This window comes from Arthrobacter sp. MMS24-T111 (assembly GCF_054888995.1).
This window is the reverse complement of sequence record NZ_JBTZRO010000001.1, coordinates 269,866-283,846: the sequence shown is the minus strand read 5'-3', so window position 1 is coordinate 283,846 and position 13,981 is coordinate 269,866. Positions and strand designations below refer to the sequence as shown.

The window sequence follows — 13,981 nt, the reverse complement described above, 5'->3', positions numbered from 1 at the left end:
GGAACACTCTCAAGGAGGAGACATGGCCGGAATACCGGACCAGCGGAACAACGGATCCCGGGCGGAGGGCGGGATGGCGACGGACCCGGACCTTCCCCCGCCCGCCGTGGACCAGGCAACGCTCGAAGCCGAAGACCGGAAGTGGACGCCGGGCAAGATCGCGCTCTGGGCGGCGATCGCCCTGCTGGGCGGTGTTGCCTGGTTCATGCTGGCGGTGGTCCGCGGGGAAACCGTCAACGCCATCTGGTTCGTGTTCGCCTCCGTCTGCACCTACCTGATCGGCTACCGCTTCTACTCCAAGGTGATCGAACGCTACATCACCAAGCCTGACGACCGCCGCGCCACCCCGGCCGAGTACAAGGCCGACGGCAAGGACTACGTCCGCACCGACCGCAATGTCCTCTTCGGCCACCACTTCGCCGCCATCGCCGGCGCCGGACCGCTGGTGGGCCCCGTCATCGCGGCCCAGATGGGCTACCTGCCCGGCACCATCTGGATCATCGTCGGCGTCGTCTTCGCCGGTGCCGTCCAGGACTACCTGGTGATGTTCTTCTCCATGCGCCGTGGCGGCCGGTCGCTTGGCCAGATGGCCCGCGAGGAACTTGGCGTCATCGGCGGCACCGCCGCCCTCATTGCCACCCTGCTCATCATGGTGATCATCGTGGCCATCCTGGCGCTCGTCGTCGTCAATGCCCTGGGCGAAAGCCCGTGGGGCGTCTTCTCCGTGGGCATGACCATCCCCATCGCCCTGTTCATGGGCGTGTACCTGCGCTACCTCCGGCCTGGCAAGGTCATGGAGGTCTCCATCATCGGCTTCGTCCTGCTGATGGCCGCCATCATCGGCGGCGGCATGGTCGCCCACACCGAATGGGGCGCCGCGGTGTTCCACCTGGACAAGGTGACCATCGCCTGGGGCCTCATCATTTACGGCTTCATCGCCGCGATCCTGCCGGTCTGGCTGCTGCTGGCGCCACGCGACTACCTCTCCACGTTCATGAAGATCGGCGTGATCGTGATGCTCGCGCTGGCGATTGTGGTGGTCCGGCCGGAAATCACCGTCCCTGCCTTCAGCGAGTTCGCCGGCCGCGAGAACGGGCCGGTCTTCTCCGGCGCGCTGTTCCCCTTCCTGTTCGTCACCATCGCCTGCGGTGCGTTGTCCGGTTTCCATGCCCTGATCTCCTCGGGCACCACCCCCAAACTGGTCGAAAAGGAACGGCAAACCCGATACATCGGGTACGGCGGAATGCTGATGGAATCCTTCGTCGCCATCATGGCGCTCGTGGCAGCCATCTCGATCGACCGTGGCCTCTACTTCGCCATGAATGCACCCGCGGCACTGACCGGCGGCACCGTGGAAACCGCAGCGGCCTGGGTCAACAGCCTGGGCCTGAGCGGGGTGAACATCACCCCCGGGCTGCTGAGCGAAACCGCCGCCAACGTGGGCGAACAAAGCATCGTCTCCCGCACCGGAGGTGCGCCCACCCTGGCCGTGGGGCTGGCGCACATCATGCACCAGTTCGTGGGCGGGACGGCCATGATGGCCTTCTGGTACCACTTCGCCATCATGTTCGAGGCGCTCTTCATCCTCACCGCCGTGGACGCCGGCACCCGCGTGGCCCGGTTCATGCTGCAGGACTCGATCGGAAACTTCGTCCCCAAGTTCAAAGAGGCCTCGTGGCGCCCGGGTGCCTGGCTCTGCACCGCCGTCATGGTCGCAGCGTGGGGTGCCGTGCTGCTGATGGGCGTCACCGATCCGCTCGGCGGCATCAACACGCTGTTCCCGCTGTTCGGCATCGCCAACCAGCTCCTGGCGGCCATTGCGCTGGCTGTCTGCCTGGCCATCGTGGCCAAGCGCGGCACCTTCAAGTACCTCTGGATTGTTGCCCTGCCGTTGGCCTTCGCCGCGGTGGTCACCATTACGGCCAGCTACCAGAAGATCTTCTCGCCCGTTCCGGCCGTGGGGTACTTCGCCAACAACGCTGCGTTCAGCAAGGCGTTGGCCGACGGCAAGACGGAGTTCGGCACGGCCAAGTCCGTGGCAGCCATGGAGGCCGTGGTCCGAAACACCGCGATCCAGGGTTGGCTGTCAGTCATTTTCGTCGTGCTGAGCATCATCGTGATCGCGACGGCGGTACTGGCTACAGCCAAGGCGTTCCGGGACCGGGCGTCCGGGACTGCCACCACGGACAACGAAGACCCCGCCGTGCCCTCCAGGGTGTTCGCCCCCGCCGGTCTGGTACCAACAGCTGCCGAGCGCGGGCTGGGCGCGGAGTGGGACAAGGTGCCCGCCGACGCCCGCCTTGGGCGGGGCGGACACTGATGAGTGCCGGAATCACGGCGGTGGCAAATGGCTTCCGCGGGTTTGCGAGGTACCTGGGCGGTGTCATGGGTGCGGATGCCTACGCCAAGTACCTGGAGCACCACAAGGCCTCCGAGCACCAGGAACCACCCTTGGGTGAGCGGGAATTCTGGCGGGACCGCACGGACCGCCAGGACAGCAACCCGCAGGGCAGGTGCTGCTGATTGAGCCCGCAGCGGACAAGGCCCCGGAGGCGTTCATGGAGTGTCCCGGGGCCCGATGGCGCATGAGAGTATGAACGCATGAGCGATCCCAATGACACTCAGGCAGCTGAGGACCTCCCGGTAGAAGGCACCCCCGTCGAGGACGACCCGTCGCCGCTCCAGGCTCCGCGGGGAACGGACGGAAGGCCGCAGCGCAGCAGCCTGCACGACCTCGTTGACGAGCCGGCCAAGGTGATGCGGATCGGCACCATGATCAGGCAGCTGCTGGAAGAGGTAAAGTCCGCACCCCTGGACGACGCCGCGAGGGGCCGGCTGGCAGCCATCCACAAGCGTTCCATCAAGGAACTCGAGGACGGCCTGGCCCCCGAACTCGTGGCTGAACTGGACCGGATCAACCTGCCGTTCTCCGACAACGCCACCCCGTCGGATGCTGAACTCCGGATCGCCCAGGCCCAGCTGGTGGGCTGGCTGGAGGGCCTGTTCCATGGCATCCAGACGGCCATCGCGGCACAGAACGCTGCCCGGGAACACGCTGCGGCACAGCTGCAGCTTCGCCAACTGCCGCCAGGCACCATGATTGCGCCCGGCGTCGTCATCGGTGAAAACGGTGAGCCCCAGCGGGCGCCGGCCGGGGCACGGCCGCCGGCGCAGGGCACGCCCAACCAGCGTGAAGACCCGGACCACGGTCCCGGGCAGTACTTGTAGGCTGCGCTTGGGCTTTTTCAGCGCCGCCAGGCAGGGGCGCAAAGATGATGCCGAACTTGGCAAGGGGTTGTGGCGCCGGGCGCACGACCGCTTCCACCGGGGTTTGGACCGCTTCCACCAGGTGCTCGAAGGGGTGGAGGATGACCAGCTGTACGGCGAACTGGTAGAGATTGCCAACGAGCTCGCGGCCCTGCTGCAGCGGGTCAGGGCAGTGTGCATGGAGGCCCAGCGCCGTTCGCCCAGTGATGGCCTGGACATCCCGGCTGAACTGGCGGATGTGCACCGCGCCTTGTCCAAGGCAGGCAACTCGCTGGCCACCACCGCCGAGGCGGCAGCAATGCTTCGGCTCGCCATGGGGCCGGTGCCGGTTGGGGCGGCGTCCGTCCGTCGCCGGGCTGAGGCGGTCCACGAGCAGGTTGACGACGCCGAACGCCGGCTCCGCGGGGAGTAGTTCCGCCCTGGGCACGAAAATATTCCCGGTCAGGCGAACGAATATTGCCGTTACGCGTCTGGCTGACAGGGCGGGAAAAAGGGCCTTGTGCGCCTGCGGCTTTGGCAGGATGAACCTATGACTCTTTCACCTACCTTGACTTTCAACGACGGAAACACGATCCCCCAGCTCGGCTACGGTGTGTGGCAGGTTGAGGACGATGTGGCTGAAAAGGTTGTCCGCCAGGCCTTCGAAGCCGGCTTCCGCCACATCGATACGGCAAAGATCTACGGCAACGAGGCAGGCGTGGGCCGCGCCATCGCCAGCTCCGGCCTCTCGCCCGAGCAGATCTTCATTACCACCAAGCTGTGGAACGCGGACCAGGGATACGAGTCGACCCTCGCCGCCTTCGAGGAGTCCATGGACCGCCTTGGCCTGGACACCCTGGACCTGTACCTCATCCACTGGATGCAGCCCAAGCAGGACAAGTACGTCGATACCTGGAAAGCGCTGATCGAGCTGCAAAAGCGTGGCCGGGTCAAGTCCATCGGTGTCTCCAACTTCACGGCAGAAGGCCTGCAGCGCCTTATCGACGAAACCGGAGTGGTTCCGGCCATCCACCAGATCGAGCTGCACCCGTACTTCAGCCAGCGTGAGCTGAGGGCGTTTGGCGCCGACAAGGGCATCCTGACCCAGGCGTGGTCCCCGCTGGGCCAGGGCGGCGAGCTGCTGGAGGACCCTGCCGTGGCGTCCATCGCGGCCAAGCACCAGGCCACCCCGGCGCAGGTTGTCATCGCCTGGCACCTCGCGATCGGCAATGTGGTCATCCCCAAGTCGGTGACCGAGTCCCGCATCAAGGAGAACTTCGCAGCCCTTGAGGTCTCCCTGGACGCCGACGACGTCGAGGCAATCAACGCTCTGGACCGAACTGACCGCGGCGAGGGCCGCATCGGACCGGATCCCGCCGTTTCCGACTTCCAGTAAGCCCGCGGCTTCCACAGATCCGCGACGGCGGCCCACGGCCGCACCCGGCCGGCGGACTACCGCCACTCCAACGTCAGCCCGTGCTGCCGGCAACCGCCGGGCCGCATGGGCTGACGCCTTTAACGCAACCGGCGGCGCGGTCCCCGGGTCACCGCATTGCGTGTTCCCGCGGCCAGGCGGTCAGGCAGCGATTCTGACGTGCTCCACGGTGACGGCATCCACCACGGCCCAGCTGTCCTCGCCCGTGCACTGCCTGCTGGCAAAACGCTCGGCTTCCACCAGGGTGTCGAAGACCTCGGCGCGGGCACGGCCACAATCAGCGTCGAAGTAGGTGACGTGAAATTCCTGTACGGCTTGGTTCTCCATGAATCCAGTGTGCAACCGGGGTCTGACATTCTTTGGAATCCGGCCCGCGTGTTGCCGTCCGGCCCGGAACCGGGGGAGCGTCCGGGCCTGGGCGCCGGCGGCCATCACGGTTTTTGGGACGCTGCAGCTGCTGGTTCAAGGTCGCCCAGCGTCAGCAGGTGCGCAGGATTCGCCGGGAACGGGAAAGTGGAGGTTACCGCCAGCGATGGGTCCAGATGGACCAGCTCTCCGGGCCCCATGGCACGCCAGCGCGGATTGTGGTCCATTGGTTCGGTGGCGAAGACGACGTGCGGAGACACTGACAGATCCGTGCTTCGGGAATGGATCCGCCGGCTTCGGGCATCCAGCGGCGCCGCCGGGGCCGGTTCGGTGGCCGGGTTCCGCTCCAGGACGTACAACTCGTGGCTGGCCGGGTACCGGAGCGCCCAGAGGTCGGTGGCCGTAGTGAGGATGAGGTTCAGGCTGTAGACCGGCAGCTCCGCCGCCACCCACTCGACGGCCCGGACGATGCTTTGTCCGATGTCGCCGCCTGACTTGCGGGCATGGGCCGTGATGAGGGCGAACAGCCGCTCACTGTCCGTCTGTCCCTGCACCAAGTCCGCAACGCCCAGGTCGGCGAGATGGCGGTCAAGGCGGTCGAGGCCGGTGAACGCGCCGTTGTGGGCGAAGAGCCGCCCATCCTGCATGAACGGGTGCGTGTTGGCCACGGTGCGTGCACCGGTGCTCGCGTACCTGACATGGGCCAGGAAGGTCGTGCTCCGCAGCTCCCGTGCTTCGCGGGCAAACGCATGGTCTTCCCAGGCTGCCAGCGGCCGTTTGCTCAGCCTGGCCCGGCCATCCGCGTCGAAGGTCCCGATGCCTGCGCCATCGGGCTCGCGCCGGCTTTGCTCGGTGAGGCTGTCCGGGGCGTCCAGCAGCCAAAATGTCGCCCGGACGGTCCGCGGACCGGCGTGCAGCCCAAACAATCGGCACATGGCGCGTCCTCCAGGGCGCTAGTGGTGGAAGGCGGGCGTCTGCCCCTCCGAGGGCATGGGCGCAGTCAGTGCGTCCAGGTAGGCGACTTCTTTCTTGAGGTCGTCCAGGAAGCTCGCGGCGAGGTCGCGGGTGAAGCCATTGCGGACCACGATCCGTTGCACTGTGGTGTCGCTGAGTCCGTCGGGCAACGGGTAGGCCGGGACAAGCCATCCGTTCATCCGGAGCCGCTCGGACAGGTGGTGGAGGTTCCAGTTCTTGGTGTGGCCTTCGGTGAGTTGCCAGGCAAAAACCGGGATGTCGGAGCCGTCACTCCACAGGGTGAAGGCGTCCATGGCGCCGATCTCCCGGGAGAGATACAGCGCGACGTCACGGGAGGTCGCCTGCACGGACTTGTAGCCGGCGAAGCCAAGCCGAAGGAACAGGTAGTACTGCAGCAGCACCTGGGCGCCGGGCCGGGAAAAGTTCAGGGCGAAGGTGGGCATGTCGCCGCCCAAGTAGCTGACATGGAAGATGAGGTCCTCGGGCAGCGCTTCCTCGTCCCGCCACACGATCCAGCCGAGGCCTGGATACACCAGCCCGTATTTGTGGCCGGAGGTGTTGATCGAGGCTACGCGCGGGAGCCGGAAGTCCCAGTCAAGCTCCGGCTGCAGGAAGGGCGCGATCATGGCTCCGGATGCACCGTCGACATGGATGGGGATGTCCAGGCCGCGGTTTGCCTGGATGCTGTCCAGGGCAGCGGAGATTCCCGCCACGGACTCGTACGAACCGGTGTACGTCACGCCCATGATGGCCACCACCCCAATGGTGTTCTCATCCACGTACTGCTCCAGGTCATGGCCGTCCAGCTTGGGGTGTTCCGCTGACACGGGAACGAAGCGCGCTTCCACTTCCCAGTAATTGCAGAACTTCTCCCAGCACACCTGGACGGCTGAGCTGAGCACGATGTTGGGTTTGTCCGTCGGCTGTCCCGCGGCACGCCGACGATGCTGCCACCGGCGCTTCAGGGCGAGGCCGCCGAGCATGCACGCTTCGGAGGAACCGATGGTGGAGGTACCAACGGTCTTCGCCGGATCCGGCGCGTTCCAGAGGTCCGCAAGCATCCGCCAGCACCGGGTTTCGATGAGCGCCGTCTGCGGGTACTCGTCCTTGTCGATCATGTTTTTGTCGAAGGTTTCCGCGTAGAGCTGTGAGGCCTCGCGTTCCATCCACGTCCCCACGAACGTTGCCAGGTTCAGCCGCGAGTTGCCGTCCAGCATCGCCTCGTCGTGGACCACCTGGTAAGCGGTGGAGGGCAGGGATTCGCCCTCGGGCATCGTGAAACGGGGAAAGAGGGTGGACTCACCCGCCCGGCTGAACAAAGGGTTCAGCTCAACGCTTGTTTCGGGCTCATGCTTCGGTGTCCGGTGTGACCTTGTCATTGCAGGGTTCCTTCGAGCTCGTGAACGCCGGGCAGTGCGGCTGGTGTCCACGTTACAAAGGAACGCCCGCCGCCGCTGTCCCCGCGGGCGCATGTCGCCCAAGCGGTGCTAATCAGCCCCATTCACCAAGCGGGCCGTGGTCCACCCTTGATGACCGGCAACTGGCCCGGGTGCCTCCTGGTCAGTTGCTGCCCAGCCGGAGCACGCGTTCATGCGCCAGCATGGCGGCACGGCCCGCCTTGTCGGCGGCACGGGCGGCCTGCTTGGCTTCGGCGTCCATGGCGGACAGGTTCCTGCGGACCTTCTCCAGCCGTTCCTCGGCGGCCTTCAGTCTCTCCCGGAGCATGACCGTCTCCTGCTGAAGTTCCGCGATCTCGGTTCGTGCCTCCTCGGCCTCCGCCTGCAGGTGCGCCGAACGCCGGGCGGCCTCTTCCTCGGCAGCCCGGGCCTCGGTGTGGGCAGCCTTGGCCCGTTCCAGCGCCGGGGGCGACGCCGGCCGGGGAGTCTGCCGCACGGCCTCAAGGCGGGGTTTGGCGGGCTTGGGCTCGGAGGTGCGTTGCGGCGTCGTCCGCGTCTTTGCTGTCGATGGGTCCGGTGCAGCCAGGGAAGGCGTTGGCCGGGGGAGGACGGCACTGCGGGGAGCGTTCCGGGGAGCGCTACCGCTCCGGCCAGATCCACTTGGTTGACGCCATCGGCGGCCAGGACCTTCAGCAGGCGGCCGCTCGCAACGGCCGCGGCTGCCCCTTTATCTGCGGTCAGCGCCCGCAGCGTCTCCTCCACGTCCGCGGCCATGGGGCCGCTGATGGGGCGTCCCTGCTCCGCAGCGACAGCCCGTGCGGTGTCGACGGCGGCAGCCAGCAGGGTGCGGCGCTCGCGTGCCAGGGCCCGGAGGGCAGCGGCATCCAGCGATTCCTGCGCTGAGCGCATCCTTTCGCCAAGGGCGGCCAGGTCGGCCAGGACGCCAGGCCGTTGGCGGGCCAGCATGTTCACCGCCCACGCGGCCACGGATGGTTTCGCCAGCGCCCTGACCGCCGCCGCCAACTCCTTGTCCTGCCCCGCCGCCTCCTTGGCCGCGGCAGCCCGGGCCGCGATGAAACCGTCAAGATCCCCGGCATAGAGTCTGTCCGCAATGTCCGCCAGGGGTTCGTCTTCCATGCCGCCATCTTAGGCGCCGGCTCCTGCAGGTCCCGGGCCCTCCGGGGCCGGCCGGCCGAGTCCCACCGGACCGCCGTGCCCGGAGTCCCTGTTGCTCGTGGACGGGGAGGGGTATGTTGCTCGAATGGACGATTCATACCAGGTGATTGTGGTTGGCGGCGGTTTCGCCGGAAAGTCAGCAGCCGAGGAATTGGGCCGCAAGGGTATCCGGGTGCTGCTGCTGGACACGAACAACTACCAGCAGTTCCAGCCGCTGCTCTACCAGGTCGCCGCGTCCCAGATCGGCGTCTCCGCGGTCACCCGGCCGCTCCGCTCCGAATTCCGGCGCATCAACAGCGTGCGGGTCCTGACCGCGGAGGTGACAGCCATCGATGCTGCCAACCGCACTGTCACAACCCGTGATGGATCCAGTTACCGGGCCCGTGCCCTGGTGATCGCCACCGGCGCAGTACCCAATTTCTTCAACACTCCGGGCGCTGACGAACACGCCTACCCTCTGTACTCCGTAGCGGACGCCACCCGCCTCAGCGCGGCCATCACGGCAGTGCTGGATGAGGCAGACCGGGAGCCGAACGCCGGGGCCGACGTGATCGTGGTAGGAGGTGGACCCACTGGTGTGGAAACCGCGGGGGCGCTGGCCGAGAACGTCAGATACGTGGTGCCAAAGTACTTTTCGCCGGGGCTGGCCGCACGCTGCCACGTGCATTTGGTGGATATGGTTCCCAACGTGCTGGCCGCCTTCTCTGAGAAATCCCAGGCTTACGCGCGGGACCGACTGACCAAGCTTGGCGTCCAGTTGCACATGGGCCAGGCCGTGGGCGAGGTGAGGCCTGACGGTGTGACGCTCAAGGACGGGACGGTTATTCCTGCCAGGATCGTGGTGTGGGCCGGTGGACTCCAGGCGGGCCGGATCATCGCGGAGTCCGGGCTGCCGCAGGGCCGGGGCGGGCGCGTGGATGTCCAACCGGACCTGACGGTTTCCGGCTTCGAGGGCGTCTACGTGCTGGGTGACTCCGCCAACATCACCGATGCCGCCGGCGATAGATTGCCACAGCTCGGCTCGGTGGCCCAGCAGTCGGGCAAATGGGCTGCGCACAACATCCATGCCGACCTGACCGGCGGCACGCGGGAGCCGTTCCGCTACTGGGATAAGGGATACATGGCCATGGTGGGCCGGGGCGCCGCGGTGGCGGAGCTGGGGCGCCGGCGCCTGCAACTGCAGGGGCCGCTGGCGTTCGTGTCCTGGCTCGCGGTGCACCTTGCCCTGCTGCCCGGATTCCAGCAGAAAGTCCGGGCCCTGTTCTCGTGGGCGAATGGTTACCTCACGCACAGCCCGGCGCAGGTGGTGGTGGGGCGGCCGGACTAGGCGAGGGCCGCCGTCGTTATTCCGTGGTGAAGCCCAGGAGGCGGCCTGCGGTGGTCCAGCCGGACGCCTGGAAGCCGGCGGCTGCATCGGGATCAACCACCATGTGCAGGTTCGCGGCGCCATGCAGGAACGCTTCTTCAGCCATGGCCGCGAACAGTGCACGTGTGAAGACTTCTTTGTCCGGGCCCTCGGGGACTTCGAGGATGGTGACGGCGGCAGCTTCGTCCCGCACCTGGATGCGGCCCTTGGCCACCGGGTGGTCAAAGACAGTGATTTCGACGGCGTCGTAGCTGTCCATGGGTGCCAGGGCCACCTGGGAATTCTCGGGCAGGTCGATGCCGGTGTTCAGTTGCGCTGTCGGGGCGTTCAGCAGAATCCTCTCCGCCGCGGGGGAGAATCCAGGCGGGGAGGGTACCGGCGCTGCGGCTGCGGCGACGACCAGGGTCAGCAGCGCCCCGGGCCTGCCCACCGCCGTGCCGGCAAGCTCTTCCCAATCCGGGCCCTGCCAGCCTGCCACGTACTCCGCGCCCTCAGCGGGGGTACCGGGGGCAGCGTCCAGGATGAAACCGGCGCCGGCCGGTTCGGCGGAGCGGCCCTGCAAGTCGGCCCAGGCCGGGACCCAGCCGAGTGATGGGGCTTCGTGCTGTTCCGGCATTCGGGTTCCTAACGTCAGCGTGCAACCGTTGCCCGCGCGGCCCTGCCGGGCCGGTAGATGCGGGCGTCCCTGCCAACGTAACGGATCAGCGGTGGGGCCGCCAGCGCCTGTGGCGGCGGTGGTCAGGGCAGATGGGTAAAGGACATTCCTGCCGCCAGCAGTTTGTCGAGGGCGTGGGCCACGCCCTCAGCCGTTCCGCCGTTGGGGTGGTTGCCATGGCAGATCACCACATCCCCGGGCCTGGCCTTGCCGATTTCCTTGGCGACGACGGCGGCAGGGTAGGTGGCGCCGCCGTCGCCGTTGATGCTGAAGCCTGCAGGCCTGACACCCAGGGCGTGGAGGATGTCGGCGGCGACGTCGTCCATGTAGGCGGTGCCGGAGCGGAAGTAGCGGGGGCGGGCGCCGGTGATCCCCGCCAGCGACAGGTCGTTGGGCATGACCTCGTCATAGACTTCTCCGGCGTTCTTTGTCCCGGGGATCCCGTAGGCGTTGTTTCCGGTGGTGGACAACGGCTTGTGCGACGTTCCGTGGTTGGCCAGTTCGAACAGCGGGTCGGCCGCCAACTGCCGTGCCGTTGAGGGATTGGCGGTGATCCACCGCGAGTTCAGGAAGAGCGTGGCAGGAATGTGCCGCTGGCGCAGGGTGTCCAGCAGCGCCTGGTCATAGCCGCTGCCGCCGGGTCCGCCGCAGAAGTCGAAGGTCAGGGAGATGCCCTGTGAAGCGGCTGGAAGCCTTGTCAGGACGCCGGGCGCTTCCAGGCCCCAGTAGTGGGCCTGGTGCTTTCCGTAGGCGGCAACAATGTCGGCACGGGACGGCACGGACGGCATTGAGGCGGGGAGGGGAGAGGAATCGTCCGGGTTTATGTCGACAATCCGGGCCGGCGCGTGTGAGTGACCGCTTGACGGTTCCGTGACCGTTTCGGCAGCGTCAGCGGCCCGCCGCCGGTCGGGTTGGAGATCCGGCACGGCAGCTGAAAGTGTGAGCACCGCGGCCAGCAGGACGGTCCTGCGGCCGGGGCCTTTGCCGTCCTGGCTCATGTGGCGTGCGCCTTGTGGTTCCACGGTTAGTTACCCCGCAGGGACTTCAAACCGTCCCATGACTGATCCCCGTTGACCCTGAACCGGAGAGCGCTGGACGTGGCGGGGCAAGGCATTGCCGGCTGTGCGACGGCGCACGGAACTGCAGCCGGAACGAAGGGGGTCATGACGCGATGATACCGCGCCAGCCTTGACATTCCGTGAACACGGAACCGCGGCGGAGTGCCTGCGCGGGTAACCGTCGCAAAGCCCGGAGGAGGACCACAACATCCGGGTACCTGTCCTTGCCGGTGAATCACGGTGATGTGCAGGGAGCGTCCGCGTTCGCCGGGGCCGTCCACATTGAATCCGATGTCCACTACCGATAGAAAGACATTGTGAAGCAGAGTATTTTCGCCCGCGTCGCGCAGCTCGCGAAGGCCAACCTGAACGCCCTCCTGGACTCCGCCGAAGACCCACAGAAGATGCTGGACCAGATGGTTCGGGACTACTCGGAGAACATCCGTGAGGCCGAGGCAGCTGTTGCCCAGACCATCGGCAATCTCCGGATGGCCGAGGACGACTACGCCCGGGCCGTTGAGGACGCCGGCACCTGGGGTCGCAAGGCGGCGGCCGCGTCCCGGAAGGCGGACGAATTCCGGGCCGCGGGGAACAGCGTGGACGCTGACAAGTTCGACGCCCTTGCCAGGCTCGCCCTGCAGCGGCAGATGTCCGCTGAAGCGACAGCCAGGGCGCAGGCTCCTGCCCTGGCAGCGCAAAACGAGGTCGTCGACAAGCTCAAACAGGGGCTGGACCAGATGCGCGGCAAGCTCGGTGAGCTGACCGCCAAGCGCAACCAGCTCGTCAACCGGGCAAGGGTGGCTGCTGCGCAGTCGCAGGTCCACGACGCCCTCAAAGCCTTGGACGCGGGGGACCCAACTTCGGCGATCGGCCGCTACGAGCAGAGGATCCGCCGGCAGGAAGCTACGGTCCGCGGCCAGCAGGAACTCGCTGCATCATCCCTGGACGCACAGTTCGCCTCCCTCGAAGACATCGGGGAGCAGACCGAAGAGGAGGCACGGCTCGCGGCGCTCAAGTCCATGGACCGGAAAGCCATCGATAACTAGGTTGCCGCTACTAGGAGTTGTCGTCTTGGCACTGCTGCCGGCCTTCCGTTGGAACGCTAACGCCGGCGTCTAGGACGATTACCAGCACCAGTCGTCCTGCGAAGGATTTCTTTCTCGACCAAAGCGGACTGGACAAGGCCAGCCAGGCCGACCACGGCCCACAGGATCGTTTGCCACGCGCCATCCCACAGGAGGGACAACGCCAGCCAACAAACACCGATTACATGGCTGCTGGCTTTCATCCCGCGAAGGAGTTCCGTGGACCTTTTCGGGAAGCGGACAGCTCTCCGGACGTAGCCCTGAACGGCTTGGAGCATGGCGCCTCGTTCCGACGGTGGAATGCCTCCATCGTACTGACAGCCACCCAGGCAGGCGACGGGCCTGCCTTAGCGACAAAGGTCCTAAAGAGGTTAGGCGCGCGACGCGCTAAGCCACGTCGTCCAGCCCTCTCTTGCCAGGCAGGCGTCAATCTCAGTGATGCGCTACTCCGCGGGCATTTTCTGCCGACGTTTGTCGGCTTGGAGGATGCCGTCACGGACGGCGGCGCGGATGACGCCGTAGAGGAGGTAGAAGAAGACCGGTGCAAAAACCAGGGTTGGGGCTACGCTGTCGGGGTCAATCATCCCGCGTTTCCTTCCGGCCAGTACTTCTGGGCTCCGGCAGCGGCCTCTCGGAGCTGGGTGCCGTCGAGCGTGATGGACGATTCGGGAATGCCCATGCCGGTCCATTGGGCGACCAGGCGCAGGTCACCGGCCGGCGGCAGCGGCCACAGCCAGATGGTTCCCGACCCTGCCAGCTCGTCACCGCCCCCGCCGCCTCCCCGGTTCTGAAGATAGAGGACCGGTGATTCGGGGCGATAGGTCGAGTCCTCAGGCATGAATGGTGGTGTAATGCTGCCAGTGCTGGCCTTGGATCCGTCGGGGAACTGGACGCCGAAGAGCAAGCTCCGTGCCTTCGCTCGCACTCATGGGGGAGTGCCTTGAATTGAAGAAAGTCGCGTGGGTGATGGCCCATTCCTGATCTGACTCGTCACCGCGCCGCAGCAACCAGGAGACGTCGATGAGACATCCAGTGGGATAAACGTTGGCACCCCTGGCGGCCAGGATACGGGTCGGACTCCGGTGCAGGAATTGGCCAATATGGACAACGGCCGGTAGTTCGTCGTCGGGCGCACCCGACCATTCCGGGCGGACAGGCTTCGGAGCCTTGGGCCATAAAGGTACGTCCGGGGAGGGAAAGTCCTGAAAGAAAGTCACGGTCA

17 protein-coding genes are annotated in these 13,981 nt (G+C 66.5%); 9 read left to right on the top strand and 8 right to left on the bottom strand.

Translation table 11 applies throughout. The annotated features are described in order from the left end of the window. Positions 1-22: 22 nt before the first annotated feature. From ACX5I6_RS01290 to ACX5I6_RS01270, 5 genes are all read left to right on the top strand, one after another. Positions 23-2,320 (top strand): carbon starvation CstA family protein, encoded by a 2,298-nt coding sequence (locus tag ACX5I6_RS01290; RefSeq protein WP_461839184.1) that lies wholly within the window; start codon positions 23-25, stop codon positions 2,318-2,320. Beyond that, positions 2,320-2,523: a YbdD/YjiX family protein gene (locus ACX5I6_RS01285; protein ID WP_461839183.1), complete on the top strand. Its 204-nt coding sequence runs from the start codon at positions 2,320-2,322 to the stop codon at positions 2,521-2,523. Before ACX5I6_RS01290 ends, ACX5I6_RS01285 begins: the two co-directional genes overlap by 1 nt. Before the next feature lie 78 nt (positions 2,524-2,601). Beyond that, positions 2,602-3,228: a bacterial proteasome activator family protein gene (locus ACX5I6_RS01280; protein WP_285247436.1), complete on the top strand. Its 627-nt coding sequence runs from the start codon at positions 2,602-2,604 to the stop codon at positions 3,226-3,228. A gap of 7 nt (positions 3,229-3,235) precedes the next feature. Continuing rightward, positions 3,236-3,679: a hypothetical protein gene (locus ACX5I6_RS01275; RefSeq protein WP_461839182.1), complete on the top strand. Its 444-nt coding sequence runs from the start codon at positions 3,236-3,238 to the stop codon at positions 3,677-3,679. A gap of 117 nt (positions 3,680-3,796) precedes the next feature. Continuing rightward, positions 3,797-4,642 carry an aldo/keto reductase gene (locus ACX5I6_RS01270; protein WP_109044733.1) on the top strand — a complete coding sequence of 282 codons (846 nt, stop codon included), beginning with the start codon at positions 3,797-3,799 and terminating at the stop codon, positions 4,640-4,642. A gap of 180 nt (positions 4,643-4,822) precedes the next feature. Here ACX5I6_RS01270 and ACX5I6_RS01265 read toward each other — a convergent pair whose 3' ends face one another. The 4 genes from ACX5I6_RS01265 to ACX5I6_RS01250 all read right to left on the bottom strand — a co-directional run bounded on the left by ACX5I6_RS01265 (position 4,823) and on the right by ACX5I6_RS01250 (position 7,915). Continuing rightward, positions 4,823-5,008, bottom strand: a complete 186-nt coding sequence (locus tag ACX5I6_RS01265) for a hypothetical protein (RefSeq protein WP_018762367.1) — start codon at positions 5,006-5,008, stop codon at positions 4,823-4,825. A gap of 104 nt (positions 5,009-5,112) precedes the next feature. Next, positions 5,113-5,982 (bottom strand): class II glutamine amidotransferase, encoded by an 870-nt coding sequence (locus ACX5I6_RS01260; RefSeq protein WP_461839181.1) that lies wholly within the window; start codon positions 5,980-5,982, stop codon positions 5,113-5,115. A gap of 18 nt (positions 5,983-6,000) precedes the next feature. Beyond that, positions 6,001-7,401 carry a glutamate decarboxylase gene (locus ACX5I6_RS01255; protein WP_285247441.1) on the bottom strand — a complete coding sequence of 467 codons (1,401 nt, stop codon included), beginning with the start codon at positions 7,399-7,401 and terminating at the stop codon, positions 6,001-6,003. Between the two features lie 181 nt (positions 7,402-7,582). Further along, positions 7,583-7,915 (bottom strand): hypothetical protein, encoded by a 333-nt coding sequence (locus ACX5I6_RS01250; protein ID WP_461839180.1) that lies wholly within the window; start codon positions 7,913-7,915, stop codon positions 7,583-7,585. Positions 7,916-8,013: 98 nt separating this feature from the next. Between ACX5I6_RS01250 and ACX5I6_RS01245 the strand changes: the two genes are divergently transcribed. From ACX5I6_RS01245 to ACX5I6_RS01235, 3 genes are all read left to right on the top strand, one after another. Beyond that, positions 8,014-8,322 carry a hypothetical protein gene (locus tag ACX5I6_RS01245; RefSeq protein ID WP_461839179.1) on the top strand — a complete coding sequence of 103 codons (309 nt, stop codon included), beginning with the start codon at positions 8,014-8,016 and terminating at the stop codon, positions 8,320-8,322. Positions 8,323-8,383: 61 nt separating this feature from the next. Continuing rightward, the gene (locus ACX5I6_RS01240; protein WP_461839178.1) at positions 8,384-8,518 is read left to right on the top strand and encodes a hypothetical protein; all 135 of its coding nucleotides are present in this window, start codon (positions 8,384-8,386) and stop codon (positions 8,516-8,518) included. A 162-nt stretch (positions 8,519-8,680) separates the two neighbouring features. Continuing rightward, the gene (locus ACX5I6_RS01235; protein WP_285247443.1) at positions 8,681-9,922 is read left to right on the top strand and encodes an NAD(P)/FAD-dependent oxidoreductase; all 1,242 of its coding nucleotides are present in this window, start codon (positions 8,681-8,683) and stop codon (positions 9,920-9,922) included. 16 nt (positions 9,923-9,938) lie between these two features. Here ACX5I6_RS01235 and ACX5I6_RS01230 read toward each other — a convergent pair whose 3' ends face one another. Continuing rightward, positions 9,939-10,577 (bottom strand): hypothetical protein, encoded by a 639-nt coding sequence (locus ACX5I6_RS01230; protein WP_285247444.1) that lies wholly within the window; start codon positions 10,575-10,577, stop codon positions 9,939-9,941. A gap of 122 nt (positions 10,578-10,699) precedes the next feature. Beyond that, the gene (locus tag ACX5I6_RS01225; protein ID WP_285247445.1) at positions 10,700-11,614 is read right to left on the bottom strand and encodes a polysaccharide deacetylase family protein; all 915 of its coding nucleotides are present in this window, start codon (positions 11,612-11,614) and stop codon (positions 10,700-10,702) included. 374 nt (positions 11,615-11,988) lie between these two features. Here ACX5I6_RS01225 and ACX5I6_RS01220 point away from each other — a divergent pair, with 374 nt between their 5' ends. Then, positions 11,989-12,720 carry a PspA/IM30 family protein gene (locus ACX5I6_RS01220; RefSeq protein WP_461841644.1) on the top strand — a complete coding sequence of 244 codons (732 nt, stop codon included), beginning with the start codon at positions 11,989-11,991 and terminating at the stop codon, positions 12,718-12,720. A gap of 482 nt (positions 12,721-13,202) precedes the next feature. On the opposite strand, the gene ACX5I6_RS01215 is transcribed toward ACX5I6_RS01220, so the two are convergent. Both ACX5I6_RS01215 and ACX5I6_RS01210 read right to left on the bottom strand, forming a co-directional pair. Continuing rightward, a complete protein-coding gene (locus ACX5I6_RS01215; protein WP_285247446.1) occupies positions 13,203-13,343 on the bottom strand; it encodes a hypothetical protein in 141 nt (46 codons plus the stop codon). Then, positions 13,340-13,597: a hypothetical protein gene (locus ACX5I6_RS01210; RefSeq protein ID WP_461839177.1), complete on the bottom strand. Its 258-nt coding sequence runs from the start codon at positions 13,595-13,597 to the stop codon at positions 13,340-13,342. Before ACX5I6_RS01210 ends, ACX5I6_RS01215 begins: the two co-directional genes overlap by 4 nt. Between the last annotated feature and the right edge of the window lie 384 nt (positions 13,598-13,981).

Excerpts from the sequence above, each read along its gene's own strand:
- ACX5I6_RS01290 (WP_461839184.1), top strand. The coding sequence starts at position 23 with ATGGCCGGAATACCGGACCAGCGGAACAACGGATCCCGGGCGGAGGGC.
- ACX5I6_RS01285 (WP_461839183.1), top strand. The coding sequence starts at position 2,320 with ATGAGTGCCGGAATCACGGCGGTGGCAAATGGCTTCCGCGGGTTTGCG.
- ACX5I6_RS01280 (WP_285247436.1), top strand. The coding sequence starts at position 2,602 with ATGAGCGATCCCAATGACACTCAGGCAGCTGAGGACCTCCCGGTAGAA.
- ACX5I6_RS01270 (WP_109044733.1), top strand. The coding sequence starts at position 3,797 with ATGACTCTTTCACCTACCTTGACTTTCAACGACGGAAACACGATCCCC.
- ACX5I6_RS01265 (WP_018762367.1), bottom strand. The coding sequence starts at position 5,008 with ATGGAGAACCAAGCCGTACAGGAATTTCACGTCACCTACTTCGACGCT.
- ACX5I6_RS01260 (WP_461839181.1), bottom strand. The coding sequence starts at position 5,982 with ATGTGCCGATTGTTTGGGCTGCACGCCGGTCCGCGGACCGTCCGGGCG.
- ACX5I6_RS01255 (WP_285247441.1), bottom strand. The coding sequence starts at position 7,401 with ATGACAAGGTCACACCGGACACCGAAGCATGAGCCCGAAACAAGCGTT.
- ACX5I6_RS01240 (WP_461839178.1), top strand. The coding sequence starts at position 8,384 with ATGTTCACCGCCCACGCGGCCACGGATGGTTTCGCCAGCGCCCTGACC.
- ACX5I6_RS01235 (WP_285247443.1), top strand. The coding sequence starts at position 8,681 with ATGGACGATTCATACCAGGTGATTGTGGTTGGCGGCGGTTTCGCCGGA.
- ACX5I6_RS01230 (WP_285247444.1), bottom strand. The coding sequence starts at position 10,577 with ATGCCGGAACAGCACGAAGCCCCATCACTCGGCTGGGTCCCGGCCTGG.
- ACX5I6_RS01225 (WP_285247445.1), bottom strand. The coding sequence starts at position 11,614 with ATGAGCCAGGACGGCAAAGGCCCCGGCCGCAGGACCGTCCTGCTGGCC.
- ACX5I6_RS01215 (WP_285247446.1), bottom strand. The coding sequence starts at position 13,343 with ATGATTGACCCCGACAGCGTAGCCCCAACCCTGGTTTTTGCACCGGTC.
- ACX5I6_RS01210 (WP_461839177.1), bottom strand. The coding sequence starts at position 13,597 with ATGCCTGAGGACTCGACCTATCGCCCCGAATCACCGGTCCTCTATCTT.